At 72.7% G+C, this 16,431-nt stretch carries 19 protein-coding genes and 1 other RNA gene; 14 read left to right on the forward strand and 6 right to left on the reverse strand.

From position 1 onward, the window contains the following. The first annotated feature begins 3 nt into the window (after window positions 1-3). Window positions 4-378, forward strand: a transfer-messenger RNA (tmRNA) gene (gene ssrA / locus VGP36_00115). Window positions 379-1,006: 628 nt separating this feature from the next. Here ssrA and VGP36_00120 read toward each other — a convergent pair. Both VGP36_00120 and VGP36_00125 read right to left on the reverse strand, forming a co-directional pair. Next, window positions 1,007-1,381: a VOC family protein gene (locus VGP36_00120; GenBank protein HEV7653131.1), complete on the reverse strand. Its 375-nt coding sequence runs from the start codon at window positions 1,379-1,381 to the stop codon at window positions 1,007-1,009. Continuing rightward, window positions 1,381-1,656, reverse strand: coding sequence for a helix-turn-helix transcriptional regulator (locus VGP36_00125; GenBank protein HEV7653132.1), 276 nt, complete (start codon window positions 1,654-1,656; stop codon window positions 1,381-1,383). The genes VGP36_00120 and VGP36_00125 overlap by 1 nt, the downstream gene beginning before the upstream one ends. Before the next feature lie 220 nt (window positions 1,657-1,876). On the opposite strand from VGP36_00125, the gene VGP36_00130 reads away from it, so the two are divergent. The 7 genes from VGP36_00130 to VGP36_00160 all read left to right on the forward strand — a co-directional run bounded on the left by VGP36_00130 (window position 1,877) and on the right by VGP36_00160 (window position 7,689). Beyond that, window positions 1,877-3,052: an ABC transporter substrate-binding protein gene (locus VGP36_00130; GenBank protein HEV7653133.1), complete on the forward strand. Its 1,176-nt coding sequence runs from the start codon at window positions 1,877-1,879 to the stop codon at window positions 3,050-3,052. A gap of 14 nt (window positions 3,053-3,066) precedes the next feature. Continuing rightward, on the forward strand, window positions 3,067-3,753 hold the full coding sequence (locus tag VGP36_00135) for a class I SAM-dependent methyltransferase (GenBank protein ID HEV7653134.1): 687 nt from the start codon (window positions 3,067-3,069) through the stop codon (window positions 3,751-3,753). Window positions 3,754-3,817: 64 nt separating this feature from the next. Further along, entirely contained in the window at window positions 3,818-4,750 is a 933-nt protein-coding gene (locus VGP36_00140; GenBank protein HEV7653135.1) for a metal ABC transporter substrate-binding protein, read from the forward strand. Then, entirely contained in the window at window positions 4,743-5,498 is a 756-nt protein-coding gene (locus VGP36_00145; GenBank protein ID HEV7653136.1) for a metal ABC transporter ATP-binding protein, read from the forward strand. The genes VGP36_00140 and VGP36_00145 overlap by 8 nt, the downstream gene beginning before the upstream one ends. Next, window positions 5,498-6,343, forward strand: a complete 846-nt coding sequence (locus VGP36_00150) for a metal ABC transporter permease (GenBank protein ID HEV7653137.1) — start codon at window positions 5,498-5,500, stop codon at window positions 6,341-6,343. Before VGP36_00145 ends, VGP36_00150 begins: the two co-directional genes overlap by 1 nt. A 70-nt stretch (window positions 6,344-6,413) precedes the next feature. Beyond that, entirely contained in the window at window positions 6,414-7,301 is an 888-nt protein-coding gene (locus tag VGP36_00155; GenBank protein HEV7653138.1) for a metal ABC transporter permease, read from the forward strand. Beyond that, on the forward strand, window positions 7,294-7,689 hold the full coding sequence (locus tag VGP36_00160) for a Fur family transcriptional regulator (protein ID HEV7653139.1): 396 nt from the start codon (window positions 7,294-7,296) through the stop codon (window positions 7,687-7,689). Before VGP36_00155 ends, VGP36_00160 begins: the two co-directional genes overlap by 8 nt. A 6-nt stretch (window positions 7,690-7,695) precedes the next feature. On the opposite strand, the gene VGP36_00165 is transcribed toward VGP36_00160, so the two are convergent. Genes VGP36_00165 through VGP36_00180 form a run of 4 tightly spaced genes read right to left on the reverse strand, consistent with a single transcriptional unit; the run spans window position 7,696 to window position 10,609 of the window. Beyond that, the gene (locus VGP36_00165) at window positions 7,696-8,700 is read right to left on the reverse strand and encodes an inorganic phosphate transporter (protein HEV7653140.1); all 1,005 of its coding nucleotides are present in this window, start codon (window positions 8,698-8,700) and stop codon (window positions 7,696-7,698) included. Beyond that, window positions 8,701-9,318, reverse strand: a complete 618-nt coding sequence (locus VGP36_00170) for a DUF47 family protein (GenBank protein HEV7653141.1) — start codon at window positions 9,316-9,318, stop codon at window positions 8,701-8,703. A 60-nt stretch (window positions 9,319-9,378) separates the two neighbouring features. Further along, complete coding sequence (locus VGP36_00175) at window positions 9,379-10,020, reverse strand: hypothetical protein (GenBank protein ID HEV7653142.1); 642 nt, start codon at window positions 10,018-10,020, stop codon at window positions 9,379-9,381. Between the two features lie 49 nt (window positions 10,021-10,069). Then, the gene (locus tag VGP36_00180; protein ID HEV7653143.1) at window positions 10,070-10,609 is read right to left on the reverse strand and encodes a sigma-70 family RNA polymerase sigma factor; all 540 of its coding nucleotides are present in this window, start codon (window positions 10,607-10,609) and stop codon (window positions 10,070-10,072) included. A 189-nt stretch (window positions 10,610-10,798) separates the two neighbouring features. On the opposite strand from VGP36_00180, the gene VGP36_00185 reads away from it, so the two are divergent. The 6 genes from VGP36_00185 to VGP36_00210 all read left to right on the forward strand — a co-directional run bounded on the left by VGP36_00185 (window position 10,799) and on the right by VGP36_00210 (window position 16,430). Further along, window positions 10,799-11,395: a hypothetical protein gene (locus VGP36_00185; protein ID HEV7653144.1), complete on the forward strand. Its 597-nt coding sequence runs from the start codon at window positions 10,799-10,801 to the stop codon at window positions 11,393-11,395. Continuing rightward, window positions 11,392-13,152: a FixH family protein gene (locus VGP36_00190; protein HEV7653145.1), complete on the forward strand. Its 1,761-nt coding sequence runs from the start codon at window positions 11,392-11,394 to the stop codon at window positions 13,150-13,152. Before VGP36_00185 ends, VGP36_00190 begins: the two co-directional genes overlap by 4 nt. Window positions 13,153-13,222: 70 nt before the next feature. Further along, window positions 13,223-13,978 carry a YcnI family protein gene (locus VGP36_00195; GenBank protein ID HEV7653146.1) on the forward strand — a complete coding sequence of 252 codons (756 nt, stop codon included), beginning with the start codon at window positions 13,223-13,225 and terminating at the stop codon, window positions 13,976-13,978. A 10-nt stretch (window positions 13,979-13,988) separates the two neighbouring features. Continuing rightward, window positions 13,989-14,588 (forward strand): copper chaperone PCu(A)C, encoded by a 600-nt coding sequence (locus VGP36_00200; GenBank protein ID HEV7653147.1) that lies wholly within the window; start codon window positions 13,989-13,991, stop codon window positions 14,586-14,588. Next, entirely contained in the window at window positions 14,585-15,217 is a 633-nt protein-coding gene (locus tag VGP36_00205) for an SCO family protein (GenBank protein ID HEV7653148.1), read from the forward strand. Before VGP36_00200 ends, VGP36_00205 begins: the two co-directional genes overlap by 4 nt. Before the next feature lie 4 nt (window positions 15,218-15,221). Then, complete coding sequence (locus tag VGP36_00210) at window positions 15,222-16,430, forward strand: MauE/DoxX family redox-associated membrane protein (GenBank protein ID HEV7653149.1); 1,209 nt, start codon at window positions 15,222-15,224, stop codon at window positions 16,428-16,430. Window position 16,431: the final 1 nt, after the last annotated feature.

Here is a 16,431-nt window from a genome sequence, read left to right on the forward strand (position 1 = left end):
CCAGGGGGTGAAAGGTTTCGACTTCGGACGTCGAGACAGGGGAAGCGGGCCGAGGAAGGCAACGATGATCTCGTTAATCCACCCGTTGCAAACTACAAGCGCCAACATCAGTTCGCGCTCTGAGGTCGCCCTCGCCGCTTAGGTGAGGTAGATCTCCGTCAGCCCGGGAGTGCTTCCGGCCCGGTTCCTGGCGTCAGCGAGGAAGCTCACCTGGGTGATCGGTCGCGGATCGCCCAGGGACAACTCACAGCGACTGGGCCCGTCACACCGGCTTGCTCTGAAGACCGGTGGGGCCGAGTAGAGACATCACGAGCTGCGCCCGGAGAAGCCCTGTCAAACCGCCGGAGGACGCGGGTTCGATTCCCGCCACCTCCACGAGTGACCGGTGGCCCCTGCCCGCGGAAAGCGCGGGCCAGGGGTCGCTCTCTTTGTCTGCCGCGGGGGCGACCCCCGCGGGCCCCGCGTTCCGTCTGGTGCGGTTCGAGTAGTGGTCCCGAAGCTCCGCGAGTGACCGGCCCCCGTCGGCGGAAAGCGCGGGCCAGGGGCGCTCTCTTTGTCTGCCGCGGGGGCGACCCCCGCGGATCCCGCGTTCCGTCTGGTGCGGTTCGTGTAGTGGTCCCGAGGGTCCGCGAGTGACCGGCCCCTGTCCGCGGAAAGCGCGGGCCAGGGGCCACTCTCTTTGTCTGCCGCGGGGGCGACCCCCGCGGACCCCGCGTTCCGTCTGGTGCGGTTCGAGTAGTGGTCCCGAAGGTCCACACCCAGGCACCTAGGCACCTCCTGTCCGCGAAGGCGGACAGGAGGTGTTTCGTCTGTCTGCCGCGGGGGGCCGAGGCCCCGCGAACCCACGTCCCGGCGGCCCGCCGACCGATCGGGTCGCCGCGTATGCCGTGCTCTTCGGGTCCGCCCGGGAGGCCGTCACCGCTTCGTCGACCGCCGGTCGGGCGAGCTCCTGGACAACGTCAACTCGCTCACCAGCAAGACCGGCGGTGCCCGAACCAGGCCCGGCCTAGGGCAACGGGGAGGCGTCGCCGACCAGCCAGCGATGCCCGTACGGATCCCAGAAGGCGCCCTGCCGGTGCGGACCCCAGGGCGTCGCATGGTCGCGGACCGGGTCGTCGCAGACGGCGCCGGCGGCGACCGCGCGGGCGACGACCGCGTCCGGGTCGGCGGTGAAGACCTCGATCCGGGCCGTCGTCGTCCCGGCGGCGGACGGCGTGGACCACGCGTTGCCCTGCGGCGAGGCCAGGAAGAACGGGGCGCCGTCGACCGACAGCCCGACGACCGAGCCGAGGTCCCAGAGCACGGTGGCGCCGAGCGCGCGCCGATACCAGTCCGTGGCCGCCGCCGCGTCCGGCACCGCGAGCATGACTGAGATCCGCATCAGGGGATCGGGCGGCCTTCGACGTCGACGAACAGGTCGCCGATGGCGATGTTGAACGCCCCGGCCAGCCGCCAGAGGCCCAGTACGTTCAGGCCGCGCTGACCGCGCTCGACCTGGCCGATGAACGTGCGGTGCATCCCGGCCGCCTCGGCCAGTTGCTCTTGCGACCAGCCGCGGCTGACCCGGAGCAGCTTGATCCGCAGCCCGAACGCCTTCAGCCGGGCCCGGTCCTCCGGTCCCGCGGCACTCTCGGTCGCGTCGCTCTGCTCCGCCATGTCACCACCGTCCGCTCCGCGTCCCGCAGACAGTAGGGACTGCATCGCCTTCACTCCACCGCAATGATGCATCACCGGGAAGCATCCTTGCGGCGCGGGGGTCCGATCAGCGGGCAGGTGCGGAGACGGACGGCCGAGGACGATCTTGCTCAATGAGCAGCAGATGTGCATCATGAAAGCGCCATCTGTCATCACTCCCTCTCGTCCGAGGAGTCGCCTCATGCTGCCCCGACATCGGTCCCGGTTCCTGCTCGCCGTCGCGCTGGCCGCCGCCCTCGCGGCCGGGTGCTCGACCGGCGGCCCGGCCGCGGGGGAGGGCGGTCAGTCGGCCGCGGCCGGCGACAACAGCCTGCGCGGCATCTGCCCCGCCACCGTGGTCGTGCAGACGTCGTGGTTCACCCAGATCGAGCACTTCGCCGCGTACGAACTGCTCGGGCGCGGCTACACGGTGGACCCGGCCCGCAAGCGGGTCACCGGCCCGCTGGTCTCGCACGGCGTCGACACCGGCGTCCGGATCGAGATCCGGGCCGGCGGTCCGGCCATCGGCTTCCAGCAGGTCTCGGCCCAGATGTACGCGGACCGCTCGATCACCCTCGGCATGATCCCGCTCGACGAGGCCATCCAGAACTCGAAGGACCAGCCGGTCACCGGCGTGATGACCCCGTACGACGTGGATCCGCTGGTGATCATGTGGGATCCGAAGACGCACCCGGACTTCGGCACGATCGCCGACATCGGCCAGACCGACACCAGGGTCCTGTTCTTCAACGGCGAGCGGACCTACATGGACTACCTGCTCGGCACCGGCCAGCTGCGACAGTCGCAAGTGGACGGTTCGTACGACGGGTCGCCGGCCCGGCTGGCCGCCAGCCGGGGTGCGATCGCGGTGCAGGGGTTCGCGACCAGCGAGCCCTGGAAGTGGGAGCACGAGGTGCCGGCCTGGGGCAAGCCGCTGACGTACCAGCTGGTGGCCGACTCCGGGTATCCCAACTACCGCAACCTGCTCGCGATCCGCTCCGGCGACAAGGGCGCGCTGGCCGGCTGCCTGCGGAAGCTGGTGCCGATGTTGCAGCGGGCGACGGTCGACTTCATGGCCCGGCCCGACCCTCTCATCCGGACGGTTCTGTCCATCGTGGACTCGACCCGGCAGCCGTACACGGACTCGGTGGACCGGTCCCGACACGCGGTCGACGTGATGCGGGACGAAGGCCTGGTCACCAACGGCCGTACGAAGATGCTCGGTGACTTCGACCCGGCGCGGGTGCAGCGGCTGCTGGACATCGACGGCCCGATCTTCGCCGGCGAGCACAAGGCGCTGCGGCCCGGGCTGGTCGCGACCGACATCGCCACCAACGAGTTCCTGGACCCGTCGATCAGCCTGCCGGCCCCGAGATGACCGGGCGGACCGTGATGCCCGCCGGGACGGACCCGCAGTCCTTCGATCACCTGCCGGCTCGCTACGACCGGATCTCGGAACTGCTCGGCACGGACCTGCGGGCCTGGCTGCTGTTCCACCTGCCGGCCCGCGGCGGCCGCGCGGTCGAGCTCGGCTGCGGCACCGGCGTGCAGACCGCGATGCTGGCCGACCGGTACGACGAGGTGCTCGCCGTCGATCTCTCGGACCCCATGATCGAGTTCGCCCGCCGGCACCGGCCCCGGCCGAACGTCACGTACCGGCAGCAGGACCTGCGGACGGTCGAGCCGGCCGCGGACGGGCGGTTCGACCTGGTGTTCTCGGCGTACACGCTGCACCACGTGGCCGAGCTGGAGTCGGCGCTGCACCGGATCCGCTCGCTGCTGCGGCCCGGCGGGCGGGCGTTGCTGGTGGACCTGGTCGACGACCGGTCGCCGGTGCCGCGGGCCTGGTTCCGCGGCCGGGCCTGGCGCACGTTCGGCGCCGACCTGCGCGGCCGGCGGCGACCGGTCGGGCCGGCGGTCGAGCTGCTGCGGCTGCAGCTCGACCGGGACTGGCTCGACCACCAGACGACGGACCGGCTGCGGACCGCCGACGACTGGGACGAGCACTGCCGGGCCGTCTTCCCCGGCGCCGTACTCGGCTCGCTCGACCGCGCCCGGACCGTGGCCTGGAGCCCATGACACAACTCCGAAGATGACAACGGTTTTCAACTTCGCTAGGTTGGGAGGCGTGAGAATCCGAGGGGTGGCCGTCGTCGTGGCGGCCGGGGCGCTCGCCCTGGCCGGCTGCGGCACGACGACCGGCAGCACCACCGGCAGCGCGGCGCGCCAGGACGGCGGCACGGCGATCGACGTCGTCGCCACGACCCCGGTCGTCGCCGACTTCGTCCGCAACGTCGGCGGCGGCCGGGTGCACGTCGACCAGATCCTCAAGCCCGGCCTCGACCCGCACGACTACGAGCCCTCGCCGGCCGACGTCCAGGCCATCGCCGACGCCGACGTCGTGGTCAAGAGCGGCGTCGGCCTGGAGCACTGGCTGGACGACACGGTCAGCTCGTCCGGGTACGGCGGCCAGGTCGTCGACAGCAGCCACGGCGTCACGATCCGGCCCGGCGACTCCGCGGACCCGATGGGCGATCCGCACATCTGGCACGACCCGGCCGACGCCTCGATCATGGTCGGCAACATCGCGGCCGCGCTGGAGAGCAAGGACCCGGCCGGCGCGGCCACCTACCAGAAGAACGCCACCGCGTACCAGGCGCAGCTGGCGGCGCTGGACGCGCGCGACAAGGCCGAGATCGCCTCGATCCCGGCGGCCCAGCGACAGCTGGTGACCAACCACGACGCGTTCGGCTACTACTGCGCCCGGTACGGGATCACGTTCGTCGGCTCGATCATCCCGAGCTTCGACAGTTCGGCCGAGCTGTCCGGCAAGGAGCTGTCCGACCTGGTCACCAGGATCAAGCAGACCGGCGTGCGAGCCGTGTTCTCGGAGTCGTCGCTGCCGCCGAAGACCGCGCAGACGGTCGCCCAGGAGGCCGGCGTGCAGGTGGTCGGCGGCGAGGACTCGCTGTTCGCGGACGGGCTCGGGCCGGTCGGCTCGCCCGGCGGGACGTACCTGGGGGCCGAGCGGCACAACACCGACACGATCGTGAAGGCGCTGGGCGGGCGTGTCTGACGTCGCGCTGCGGTTCGAGCACGCCAGCCTCGCGTACGGCCGGGCGACCGTCGTCGAGGACGTCGACGGCATCGTCCACAGTGGACAGGCGGTCGCCCTGATCGGCCCGAACGGCGCGGGCAAGTCGACGCTGCTGCGCTCCGTGCTCGGGCTGGTGGACGTGGTCGGGGGCCGGGTCGAGGTGCTCGGCCGGGCGCCGGCCAAGGCCCGCCGCGAGGTCGCGTACGTCCCGCAGGTCGACACGCTCGACGCCCAGTTCCCGATCTCGGTCGGCCAGGTCGTGCTGATGGGGCGGTACCGCGACGTCGGCTGGCTGCGCCGGCCCGGCGCGGCCGACAGGGCGATCGCGGCCGAGGCGCTGGCGCAGGTCGGGCTGGCCGACCGGAGCCGGGACCGGTTCGGCACGCTGTCCGGCGGGCAGCGGCAGCGGGTCCTGCTGGCCCGGGCGATCGCCCAGCAGCCGCGGCTGCTGCTGCTGGACGAGCCGTTCAACGGGGTCGACGCGGTCAGCCAGCAGGCGCTGCTGCAGGCGCTCACGGCGCTGCAGGAGCAGGGCGCCGCGGTCGTCGTCTCCACCCACGACCTCGCGCTGGCCCACCTCGCCTGCGACGAGGTCTGCCTGCTCAACCGGCACCAGGTCGCGTTCGGGCCGACCGAGGCGACGCTGACCCCGGAGCTGCTGCGGGCCGCGTACGGGGGACAGGCGCTGGCCGTCAGCGGCGACGACGCGGTGATCGTGGCCCGGTGATGTCGTTCCTGCTCGATCCGTTCCACAGCGCGTTCATGCAGCGGGCGCTGCTGGAGGCGCTGCTGCTCGGGGTGGTCGCCGCGATCGTGAGCGTGTTCGTGGTGCTGCGCCGGCTGGCGTTCGTCTCCGACGTGCTCACCCACACCGTGTTCCCGGGCGTGGTGATCGGCTTCCTGGTCGCCGGCACCGGCGGGATCGTCTGGGGCGCGCTGGTCTTCGCGGTGCTGTCGGCGGTGCTGCTGACCGTGCTGGCGGCGCGGGCCCGGGTGACCGAGGACGCGTCGATGGCGATCGTGCTCACCGGGTTCTTCGCGTTCGGGGTGATCCTAGTGTCGCGGCGGGCCGGGTTCACCACCGACCTGACCGCGTTCCTGTTCGGGCGAATCCTCACCGTGGACCGCACCCAGATCCTGGTCACGGCGGTGCTCGGCGCGATCGTGCTGCTGCTGCTCGGGCTGCTGGGCAAGGAGTTGCTGCTGCGGGCGTTCGACCCGGCCGGCGCCGAGGCCCGCGGCTACCGGGTGCTGCTGCTGGACCTCGTGCTCAACCTGGCCGTCGCGCTGGTGGTCGTGGCCGCCGTCCGGGCCGTGGGCACGGTGCTGGTCATCGCGCTGCTGGTGGTGCCGGGCGCGGCCGGCCGGCTGCTGTCCGACCGGCTGGCCGGGATCACGCTGGCCGCGATCGTGGTGGCCGCGCTCGGCGGCTGGCTCGGGCTCGTCGCGTCCTGGCAGGCCTCGGTCAACCACGGGCTGCGGCTGGCCTCCGGCGCCACCGTCGTCCTCGTCCTCGTCGTCCTGTACGGGCTGGCCGCCGGCGTCGCCGCCCTCCGGAAGGCCCGCGCATGAGCACGCGCGAGGGCTCGCAGCGCGTGCCGGGAGCGACGAGGGCCGACCGGCCGGAGTCCGAGGAGCGGGAGTGAGCTTGTTCGCGGACGACTATGCGCGGCGCGCCTTGGTCGAGGCGGTGCTGGTGGGCGCGCTGTGCGGGCTGGTCGGCGTGCACGTGGTGCTGCGGCGACTGTCGTTCTTCACGATGGCGATGACGCACGCGACGTTCCCGGGCGTGGTGCTCGCCGCGCTGGCCGGCGTGGACCTGCTGCTCGGCTCGGGCCTGTTCGGCATCCTGGTCGTGCTCGGGGTGGCCTGGCTGTCGCAGCGGCCGCGCAGCGACTCGACCGCCGCGGTCGGGGTGGTGCTCTCGGCCGGGTTCGCGCTCGGGGTCGCGCTGCTGTCGGCCCAGTCGGGGTTCAGCCGGGACCTCTCGGCGTACCTGGTCGGCTCGATCATCACGGTCCAGACCGGCGACCTGGTCAAGACCGCGCTGGTGCTGGTGGCGGTCGCGCTCACGCTGGCCGCGGTCGGCAAGGAGCTGGTGTTCGGGGCGTTCGACCGGGACGGGCTGGTCGCGGCCGGTTACCCGGCGGCCCGGCTCGACCTGCTCCTGCTGCTGCTGGTCGAGCTGACCGTGGTCACCTCGGTGCCCGCGGTCGGCACCGTGCAGGCGGTGGCGCTGGTGGTCGCGCCGGCCGCGGCGGCCCGGCTCTGGTGCGAGCGCATCGGGCCGACCACGATCGTCGCGGTCGGGCTGGGTATGGCCAGCGGCGTGGTCGGTCTCGCGGTCTCCCAGGCGTACGAGGTGGCGGCGGGGGCGGCGATCGTGCTGGCCGCGTGCGCGTTCTTCGTCCTGTCCGTACTGCTGGCGCCGCTGGTCCGGCAGCGTCCGGCGGCCGGTCCCGTGCCGGTCAACGCCGCCGGTGGCAACATAGGCATGCCTAACGCAGGCGGGAGGAACGTCGATGCCTGAGCAGAGGTCGACCCGGCAGGCCGCCGCGGTCCGGGAGGCGCTCGCCCGCCGCGAGGCGTTCACCAGTGCCCAGGACCTGCACGCGGAACTGCGCGGCAGCGGCGCGGCGGTCGGCCTGACCACCGTCTACCGGCACCTGCAGTCACTGGCCGACGCCGGCGCGGTCGACGTGCTGCGCAGCCCGGACGGCGAGTCGGTCTACCGGATCTGCGGCACCGGGCACCACCACCACCTGGTCTGCCGCGACTGCGGGCGGACCGTGGAGATCGAGGGCCGCGAGGTCGAGCGCTGGACCCGGCAGGTCGCCGAGGCCCAGGGGTTCGTCGACGTCGACCACACGATCGAGATCGTGGGCACCTGCGCCGACTGCCACCACCACCGCGGCTGAGCCGGGTCAGCTACCGAGGATCGCCGCGCTGACCAGGTAGACCAGCGCCGCCGCCACCGCCGCGGCCGGGATCGTCAGCACCCAGGCCGCCCCGATCGAGCGGGCCACGCCCCAGCGCACCGCGGACAGCCGCCGGGTCGCGCCGACGCCCATCACCGACGAGGTGATCACGTGCGTCGTCGACACCGGCACCGCGTACACGTACGCGGTGCCCAGCATGACCGCGCTCGCCACCGACTGCGCGGTCACGCCGTCGGCCGGGGTGAGGTGGATGATCCGCCGGCCCATCGTCCGCATGATCCGCCAGCCGCCCGAGTACGTCCCCGCGCTGATCGCCGCGGCCGAGGCCAGGATCACCCACAGCGGCACGTGGAACGCGGTCAGGTGCCCGGAGGTGACCAGCGCCAGCGTGATCACGCCCATCGTCTTCTGCGCGTCCTGCGTACCGTGCCCGAAGGCCATCAGGGCGGCCGAGCCGATCTGCGCGTGCCGGAAGCCGCGGTTGGCCCGGTGCGGGTTCGCCTTCCGGAACGCCCACAGCACCCCGACCATGGCCAGGTACGCCAGCCCGAAGCCGACCAGCGGCGAGAGCACCATCGGGACCACGACCTTGTCGAACACCCCGGACCACTGCACCGACCGGGACGCGGCGATGGCCGCGCCGACGAGCCCGCCGATCAGCGCGTGCGAGGACGAGGACGGCAGCCCGAAGTACCAGGTGAGCAGGTTCCAGGTGATCGCGCCGAGAAGGGCCGAGAAGACCACGACCAGGCCGCCGCGGCCGACCGGGGCGGCGATGATCCCGGCGCCGACGGTGGCGGCGACCTTCGTCGAGACCAGCGCGCCGACGACGTTCATGATCGCGGCCAGGCCGAGCGCCGCCCGCGGGGTCAGCGCCTTGGTCGAGATCGTGGTGGCGATGGCGTTGGCCGAGTCGTGGAAGCCGTTGGTGTAGTCGAAGGCCAGCGCCACCAGGATGATGATGATCAGTCCGAGCGTCGCCGTGGACACTCAGCTCTCCTTCACGGCGATCGTCTCGACGACGTTCGCCACGTGCTCGAACGCGTCGGCGGCATCCTCCAGGTCGTCCGCCACCTGCTTGAGCTTGAGCACGGTCAGGGCCTCGTACGTGCCGGAGAACAGCCGGGACAGCAGCCCCCGGTAGACCTGGTCGGCCTCGTTCTCCAGCCGGTTGACCTCGATCCAGTACGGCGCGAGGTCCTTCATCGACACCAGCCGGCCCATCGCGTCGGCCGTGCACCGGGCCGCCCGCTGCAGCAGCTCGACCTGCCGCCCCATCTCCACCGGCAGCGTCTCCAGCTCGCTGAGCACGGCGAAGTCGGCCGCCGCCTCGATCGAGTCCATGACGTCGTCCAGCAGCGTGGCGAGCTGGTAGATGTCCTCGCGGTCGAACGGCGTGACGAAGGTGGAGTTCAGCGCGTGGATGACCCGGTGGGTCACCATGTCCCCGGCGTGCTCGTGGTCGCGCAGCTGCTTCGCGAGCCGCTCGCGGTTGGAGCTCACGTGTACGAACTCGGCCATCAGGTCGGTCGCCGACACGAGGTTCTGGGCCGCTTCGACGAACATCGGGAAGAAGCGGTCATCACGCGGCGTGATGTGAAAGGGCACGTGTACTCCAGGTGTACGGCGGACGAACCGCAACGTACCCGGAGGAGTGCTCGAACTCCCTTAGTTGGTCTGCGACTGCGTCGGCACGCTGATGTGCTCCCACGCGGCGCGGGCACCGGCCTCGCCGACCCGGGTGACCATGATCAGCGTCATGATCCCGCCGATCAGCGTGAGCACGATGCCGACCAGCATCACCGGCATCTGCCAGCCCGGGCTGCCTTCCTCGGCCAGCTCCAGCCGGCCGGCGAAACCGGACCGCCGCGCCGGCACGACCCCGGACCGACCGGTGGGAGAGCCGCCACCGGCCGGTACGGACACCCGGTGGCTGCCGGCCGCCCGGCGCCGGTTCCACGCGATCGCCGGCGGCACCAGCACCAGCAGGAGGCCGACGACCAGCAGGTAGACCCACTTCGGCAAGGCCTCGGCCAGGTCCATGTGCTTCTGCATGAGGCCGGCCTCGGTGACGTCGGCCGGGCCGAACCGGGCGCTCTGCCGGTTGTAGAGGTCCTGGCCGCTCGACACGGTGATCGGGACCAGGATCGCCGACACGATCGCGAGCAGACCCACGAGCACCCCGTACCGCCGGCGGGCCCAGGGCCAGAGCGCCACGATGATGCCGGTGATCGCGGCGGTCGGCAGCGCGACCACAGTCAAGTGCACGATCAGGGCGTGCGTCGGCAGGCCATGGAAAGTGTTCAGCACCCTCGTCCCCTTCGGTCCTTGGTGATCACGCGGGTCCGGAAGGAACGGTTCAGCCTGTCCGGCCAGGCCGTTCGGACAGGCCGGCGACCAGGTCCTCGCGGGCGCGGGCGACCCGGGACCGGATCGTGCCGATCGGCACGCCGCAGACCTCGGCCGCCTCCGGGTAGCTGAGCCCGACCAGCTGGGTCAGCACGAACGCGTCGCGCCGGTCCGGGTGCAGCGCGCCGACCTGCCGGCGCAGCGCGACCCCGTCGGACAGGTCGCCGCCGGTGGGCGGGTCGGGCACGGTCGCGCCCGGGTCGATGCGGGGCCGCCGGCGGCGCTCGCGCACGGCGTCGGCGCAGGTCCGCCGGGCGATCGAGAGCAGCCAGGTCTTCGCCGCGGACCGCCCCTCGAACGAGGGCAGCGACCGGAACGCCCGCAGGTAGGCCTCCTGGGCCAGGTCCTGGGTCTCGCCGTGGTCGCCGAGGTGCGCGCACAGCCGCCACACGTCGGCCTGGGTGGACCGGACGAACCGGGCCGCGGCGGCCTGATCACCCTCACGGGCGGCCAGGGCCGCCTCGGTGATCTCATCGACCGGAATGTCCACGGGAACCGTTCGCCTCTCCGAACCGACTGGATGTACGTGGGCTGTGACCAGTATCGCGAAGCGCTCTCCGCCGAGCTCGACGGGGAGGCCCCTGGCGTCGCCGAGGAGGCGCTCTCCGCGCACCTTAGCGGCTGTTCCGACTGCCGTGGGTGGTTCGGGCGGGCTGCCCGGATCACCCGGTTGGCGCGGATGGCGCCGGCCGAGCCGACCCCGGACCTGGTCCCGGCGGTGCTCGCCGCGCTGCCGGCGCTGACCGCGACCCGGCGCAAGGTGCTGGCCGTGTCGCGGGCCGCGCTGATCGTGGTCGCCTTCCTGCAGGCGCTGCTGGCCTGGTCCGGCGCGCTGACCGGGCAGGACGACATGGTCGCCGGGCACGTCGCGCGCGAGGTCGGGGCCTGGAACCTGGCCCTGGCCGTCGCGTTCCTCACCGTCGCCACCCGGCCCCGGGCCGCGGACGCGTTGCTGGCCCCGCTCGGGGTGTTCGTCGCGGTGGTCACGGTCTCGGCCGCCTCCGACGCGGCCGGGGGCGATCTCGCCCTCGGCCGGCTGTTCGCCCACCTGCTGGTCGCCACCGGGTTCGGTCTGCTGGTCACGGTCGGCCGGGCCGCGCCGCCGCAGCCGGGCACCCCGGAGCGGACCCGGCCCCGCGGGCTGCCCTCCTCGTCGGACCGCGAACCCGTCCCGGGTCCGGTGCCGGATCTGTTGCCCGCCCTCAAGCTGGCCCCCTCGACCCCCCTGCTTAGGGCTGGCGATGCGGTGACTCTGGAGACAGGATCAGCAGCGTGACTGCCCTTTTAGCCGATTCCCACAGCCCGAAGGCCCGCAAGCGGCTCTTCGCCGTACTGGCCCTGCTCGGTGCCTGGGCCGTGCTCGCGATCAGCGGCGCGACCCCCGCGCTCGCGCACGCGACCGTGGCCGGCAGCGATCCCGCGGAGAGCTCCCGCCTGACCGCGGTCCCGGCCAAGGTCACGATGACCTTCTCCGAGGACGTCACGCTGGGCGGCGGCTACCTCAAGGTGGTCGACAACAAGGGCAACACGGTCAGCGACGGCAACGCGTCGATCAACAACCGCGACATCACCGTCAAGGTGAAGCCCGGGCTCGGGGACGGCAGCTACATCGTCAGCTACCGGATCACCTCGGCCGACTCGCACCCCATCGACGGGGCGTACGCGTTCGTGGTCGGGGACGGCCCGCTGGTCGAGGCGACCGGCTCGGTCTCCGGCGGCGGCACCGACGGGGTGGTCACCAAGGTCTTCGACGTCGCGCGCTTCATCGGCTTCCTGGGCATCGTGCTGTTCGGCGGCCTGGCCTTCGTCGTGCTCTGCTGGCCCGCCGGGCGTACGGACCCGAGGGCCCGCAAGCTGATCTGGTACGGCTGGTGGGGCGCCACGATCGGCGCCGTCCTCGGCCTGGTCCTCCAGGGGCCGTACGCGGCCGGCACCGGGTTGCTCGACCTGCTCAACTCGAGCCTGCTCAAGACCACCCTCGCCACCACGTACGGGCGGATGCTGTGCGGGCGGCTGGTGCTGCTCGGCGCGCTGGCCGTGCTCACCGTCCGGATGCTGCGGGAGCCCAGCCGGACCGCGGAGAAGTCCCGGGCCCGGGACGAGGACCTGGCCGCGATCTGCGGTCTCGGCGTGCTCGCGACGTACGGCGGGGTCGGCCACGCGGCGGCCGGCAGCGCGCCCACCCTGGCGCTGCTGTCGGACACCAGCCACCTGGCCGCGGCGAGCGTCTGGATCGGCGGCCTGATCATCCTGGCCGCCTGCCTGCTGCCGCGGCGGCGGACCGCGGAGCTGGCCGAGGCCCTGCCCCGGTATTCGAAGCTGGCGCTGGGCTGCGTGGCCGTGCTGACGATCACCGGCACCTACCAGGCCTGGCGGGAGGTCTGGCCGATCCCGGCGCTGTGGTCCACCAGCTACGGGCAGCTGCTGCTGGCCAAGATCATCGGCTTCCTGCTGATCGTCGCGGTGGCGTACTTCAGCCGCCAGGCCGTCAACCGGCGGTACGTGCGGCCGGTGGTGCATGCGCTGTCGGTGAAGGAGGAGGACGGCGCCGTCACCACGCTGCCGGAGCCCGAGGACCAGAGCGACGACGGCCGGATGGTGCGCCGGCTGCGCGCCTCGGTCGGAATCGAGCTGGTCCTGGGCATCGTCGTGCTGGCCGTCGCCGCGGTGCTGGTCTCCCAGGCCCCGGCCCGGACCACGTACGTCAAGCCGGTCCAGCAGACGGTCCGGCTCGCCTCCGGCGGCACCGCCCAGGTCACGCTGACCCCGGCCAAGGTCGGCCAGAACACGATGACGATCAGCGTCCTCGACACCGCCGGCAAGCCGGTGAACGCGCAGGCCGTCACCGCCACCGAGGCGCTGCCCTCCGCGCAGTACGGCCCACTGCCGATCCAGATGCAGAAGACCGGCACCGGGATCTACTCCTCCTCCGCGGTCGCGCTGACCAAGACCGGGGACTGGGAGATAGTCATCCGCGTGCAGATGTCCGAGTTCGATCGCGACGTGGCCCAGGTGAACGTGAAGGTCACCTAGCTCCCACTTCCGTACCGGAATCTCACCACCCGTCATCGGGTGACCTCACACCGTCCCGAAAGGACAGATCGTGTCCCGACCTGTGTTCAGGCTGCTCACCGTGGCCGCCGTGGCCGCCACCGCCGTCGGCCTGACCGCCCTGCCGGCCCTCGCCCACGTCACGGTCACCTCGCCCGGGGCGACCCAGGGCGGCTTCGGCGTGCTCACCTTCCGGATGCCCAACGAGGTCGACAAGGCCAACGCGACCGAGCTGAAGGTCCAGCTGCCGGCGGACGCGCCGCTGGCGTCGGTGGCGGTGCAGCCGATCGCGGGCTGGACGTACACGGTCACCACCGCGAAGCTGGCGACCCCGCTGACCGACGACGACGGCAACAAGGTCACCGACTACCCGTCGGTCGTGGACTGGAAGGCGACCGCCGGCGGTATCAAGCCGGGGGAGTACCAGGACTTCAATTTGTCCGTCGGCCCGCTGCCCAAGGCCGACCAGATGGTGTTCAAGGCCATCCAGAACTACAGCGACGGCACCACCGTGTCCTGGATCGAGCAGGCGGCGGCCGGCAGCACCGAGGAGCCCGAGCACCCGGCGCCGACGCTGACGCTGGCCGCGGCCGGGACCACGTCCACGTCGACTCCCGCCACCAGCACCCCGGCCGCGGCCGCGTCCGGTGACGACGCCAGCAAGAGCTCGGTCACCGGCGCGTACGTCGTCGGCGGCATCGGCCTGGTCGCCGGCCTCGCCGCGCTGGCGCTGGCTGCGACCGGTAGGAGGCGGCGGACTACCGTGGACGGGACCCGCAACCCCGTCTCCACGTCCACCGGAGCATAGAGCCAGCCCAGTGAGCCTCCCCCCGACACCGACCCCGGCGCCGCCCGAGCAGCGGCCGCGCCGCCGGTCCGGGCTGCCGATGGGGTTCGTGGCGGCCGCGGTGGCCGTGCTCCTCGGGGTCGGCGGCCTCGTCGCCGGCGCCCGGGACCAGGCCGGGGAGACCGCGGCCGCGCCGGGCGGGGCCACCGCGGCCCCGCTCACCGTCAACGGCACCACGGTCGGGGACCTGACCATCGGGCAGGCGTACATCCGGCAGCCGGCCTCGCCGGACGTGGCCGCGGCGTACCTGACCGTGCAGAACAACGGCTCGACCGCGGACACGCTGAGCTCGGCGTACTGCGGGGCGGCGACGACGACCACCGTGCACGCCGACGCGGCCGCGATGGTCGCCGGTGCGGACGCGAAGTCCACGCCGCTGCAGGTGCCGGCCAACGCGACGGTCAGCCTGACGCCGGCCAAGGGCCACATCATGCTGGACAAGCTCACCGGCACCCTGCGGGCCGGGGACACGGTGAGCCTGCTGCTGCACTTCGACAAGGCCGGTCAGGTCCTGATCGACGTGCCGGTCATCTCGATCACCGCACCCGCGCCGGGAGGAGCCACATCGTGAGGAAGCAGCTGGCAGCAGCTGCGGTGGTCGGACTGATCGCGTTGACCGGCTGCTCGACGTCGTCGATGGCGGCGTCCTCCGGTCCGGCGATCTCGGCCGAGCCGACCCAGGCCGGGACGTACCGGGGGCTGGAGCTGCAGCCGGCCCAGCCCCGGCCGACGTTCACGCTGACCGACACCACCGGGAAGTCGTACGACTTCGCGGCCCGGACACGGGGGATGCCGACCCTGCTGTTCTTCGGCTACACGCACTGCCCGGACGTCTGCCCGACCACGATGGCCGACACCGCGGCCGCGCTGCGGGGCACGGCCGAGCCGCTGCGCAGCAAGGTCCAGGTCGTCTTCGTCACCACCGACCCGGCCCGCGACACCGGCAAGGTCCTCGCCGCCTGGCTGCGCAACTTCGACCCCGACCTGCCGCTGAGGTTCGTCGGGCTGACCGGGACGCAGGCCCAGGTCGAGGCCGCCCAGGCCGCGGCCAAGGTCCAGGTCGCGAGCGAGAACGGGCAGACCCACTCGGCCGAGCAGCTGCTCTACGGCCCGGACGACTACGCCCGGGTCGCGTACGTGGCCGGCAGCAGCCCGGAGGACCTGCGGCACGACCTGCCGATCGTGGCGAGGGAGGGCTAGGCCGGTGCGGGTCTGGATCGCGACCGTGCTGCGGATCGCGCTGGCCGCGGTCTGGGCCGTCGTGGCGGTGGGCCGGCTCGGGGACCCGGCGGCGTCGGTACGGGCGGTCCGGGCGTACCAGCTGCTGCCGGACGTGCTCGAGCGCGGCGTCGGCTACGGGCTGCCGTTCCTGGCGCTCGCGCTGGCCCTGCTCCTGCTGCTGGGGCTGGCGACCCGGGTCGCGGCGGTGGTCTCGGCCGCGGTGTTCGTGTTGTTCCTGGTCGCGCTCAGCTCGGTCGTCGCCCGCGGGCTGCGGATCGGATGCGGCTGCTTCGGCGGCGGTGGCACGGTGCCGGCCGGGCAGTCGACCGGCTATCCGGTCGAGATCGTCGTCGGCGTCGTGCTGCTGCTGGCCGCGGTGGCGCTGGTGCTGTGGCCGGCGACCCGGTTCGCGCTGGACGACCGGATCCGCGGGTGGGCCGCGGCCGCGCTGCCGGAGGTCCGGACCGGGCCGCGGCGGACCGCGGAGGCGCGTCGCCGGCAGGCCGAGCTGGCCCGCGCCCGCGACGCCCGGGCCCAGCGCCGGGTGACGCGGGCGGGCGTGCTCGCCGGCGTACTGCTCGTGCTCGTCACCGGGGCCGGGATCGGCGTACAGGTGGCCCGCGTGTCCGGGGACGACGGCCCGTCGCCGCAGGCGGTCAGCGTCGCCGACGGCGTCCAGTTCGGCCGGGACGGCGCCCGCGTCACCATCGAGGTGTACGAGGACACGCAGTGCAAGGTCTGCGTGACCTTCGAGCAGCAGACCGACCCGCAGCTGCAGAGCTGGATGAAGTCGAGCACGGCCCGGGTGAAGTACTACGTGGTCGCCTTCCAGGACTCCGGGTCGACCACGAAGTACTCCTCCCGCGGGGCGGCGGCGCTCTACTGCGCGGCCGACGCCGGGGTGTTCCAGCAGTACCACTCGCTGGTCTTCGGCCAGCAGCCGACCGCGGCCGGGCTCAGCGACGACCAGCTCGTCGCGCTCGGGCCGCAGGCCGGGATCCCGGCCGGGGCCGCGCAGAACACGTTCTCCGACTGCGTGACGTCGAAGAAGTACGCGGACTTCGTCTCGAAGATCAGCGACTCGGCGGACCAGGGCGGGATCCTCGCGGTGCCGACGGTCCTGGTCGACGGGCACCCGGTCTCCGACGTCTCCCTCGCCGGCGTCACCGCCGCCGTCGACAGCGCGCTCTGAC

Source organism: Mycobacteriales bacterium (assembly GCA_035995165.1).
GTDB lineage: Bacteria > Actinomycetota > Actinomycetes > Mycobacteriales > CADCTP01 > CADCTP01.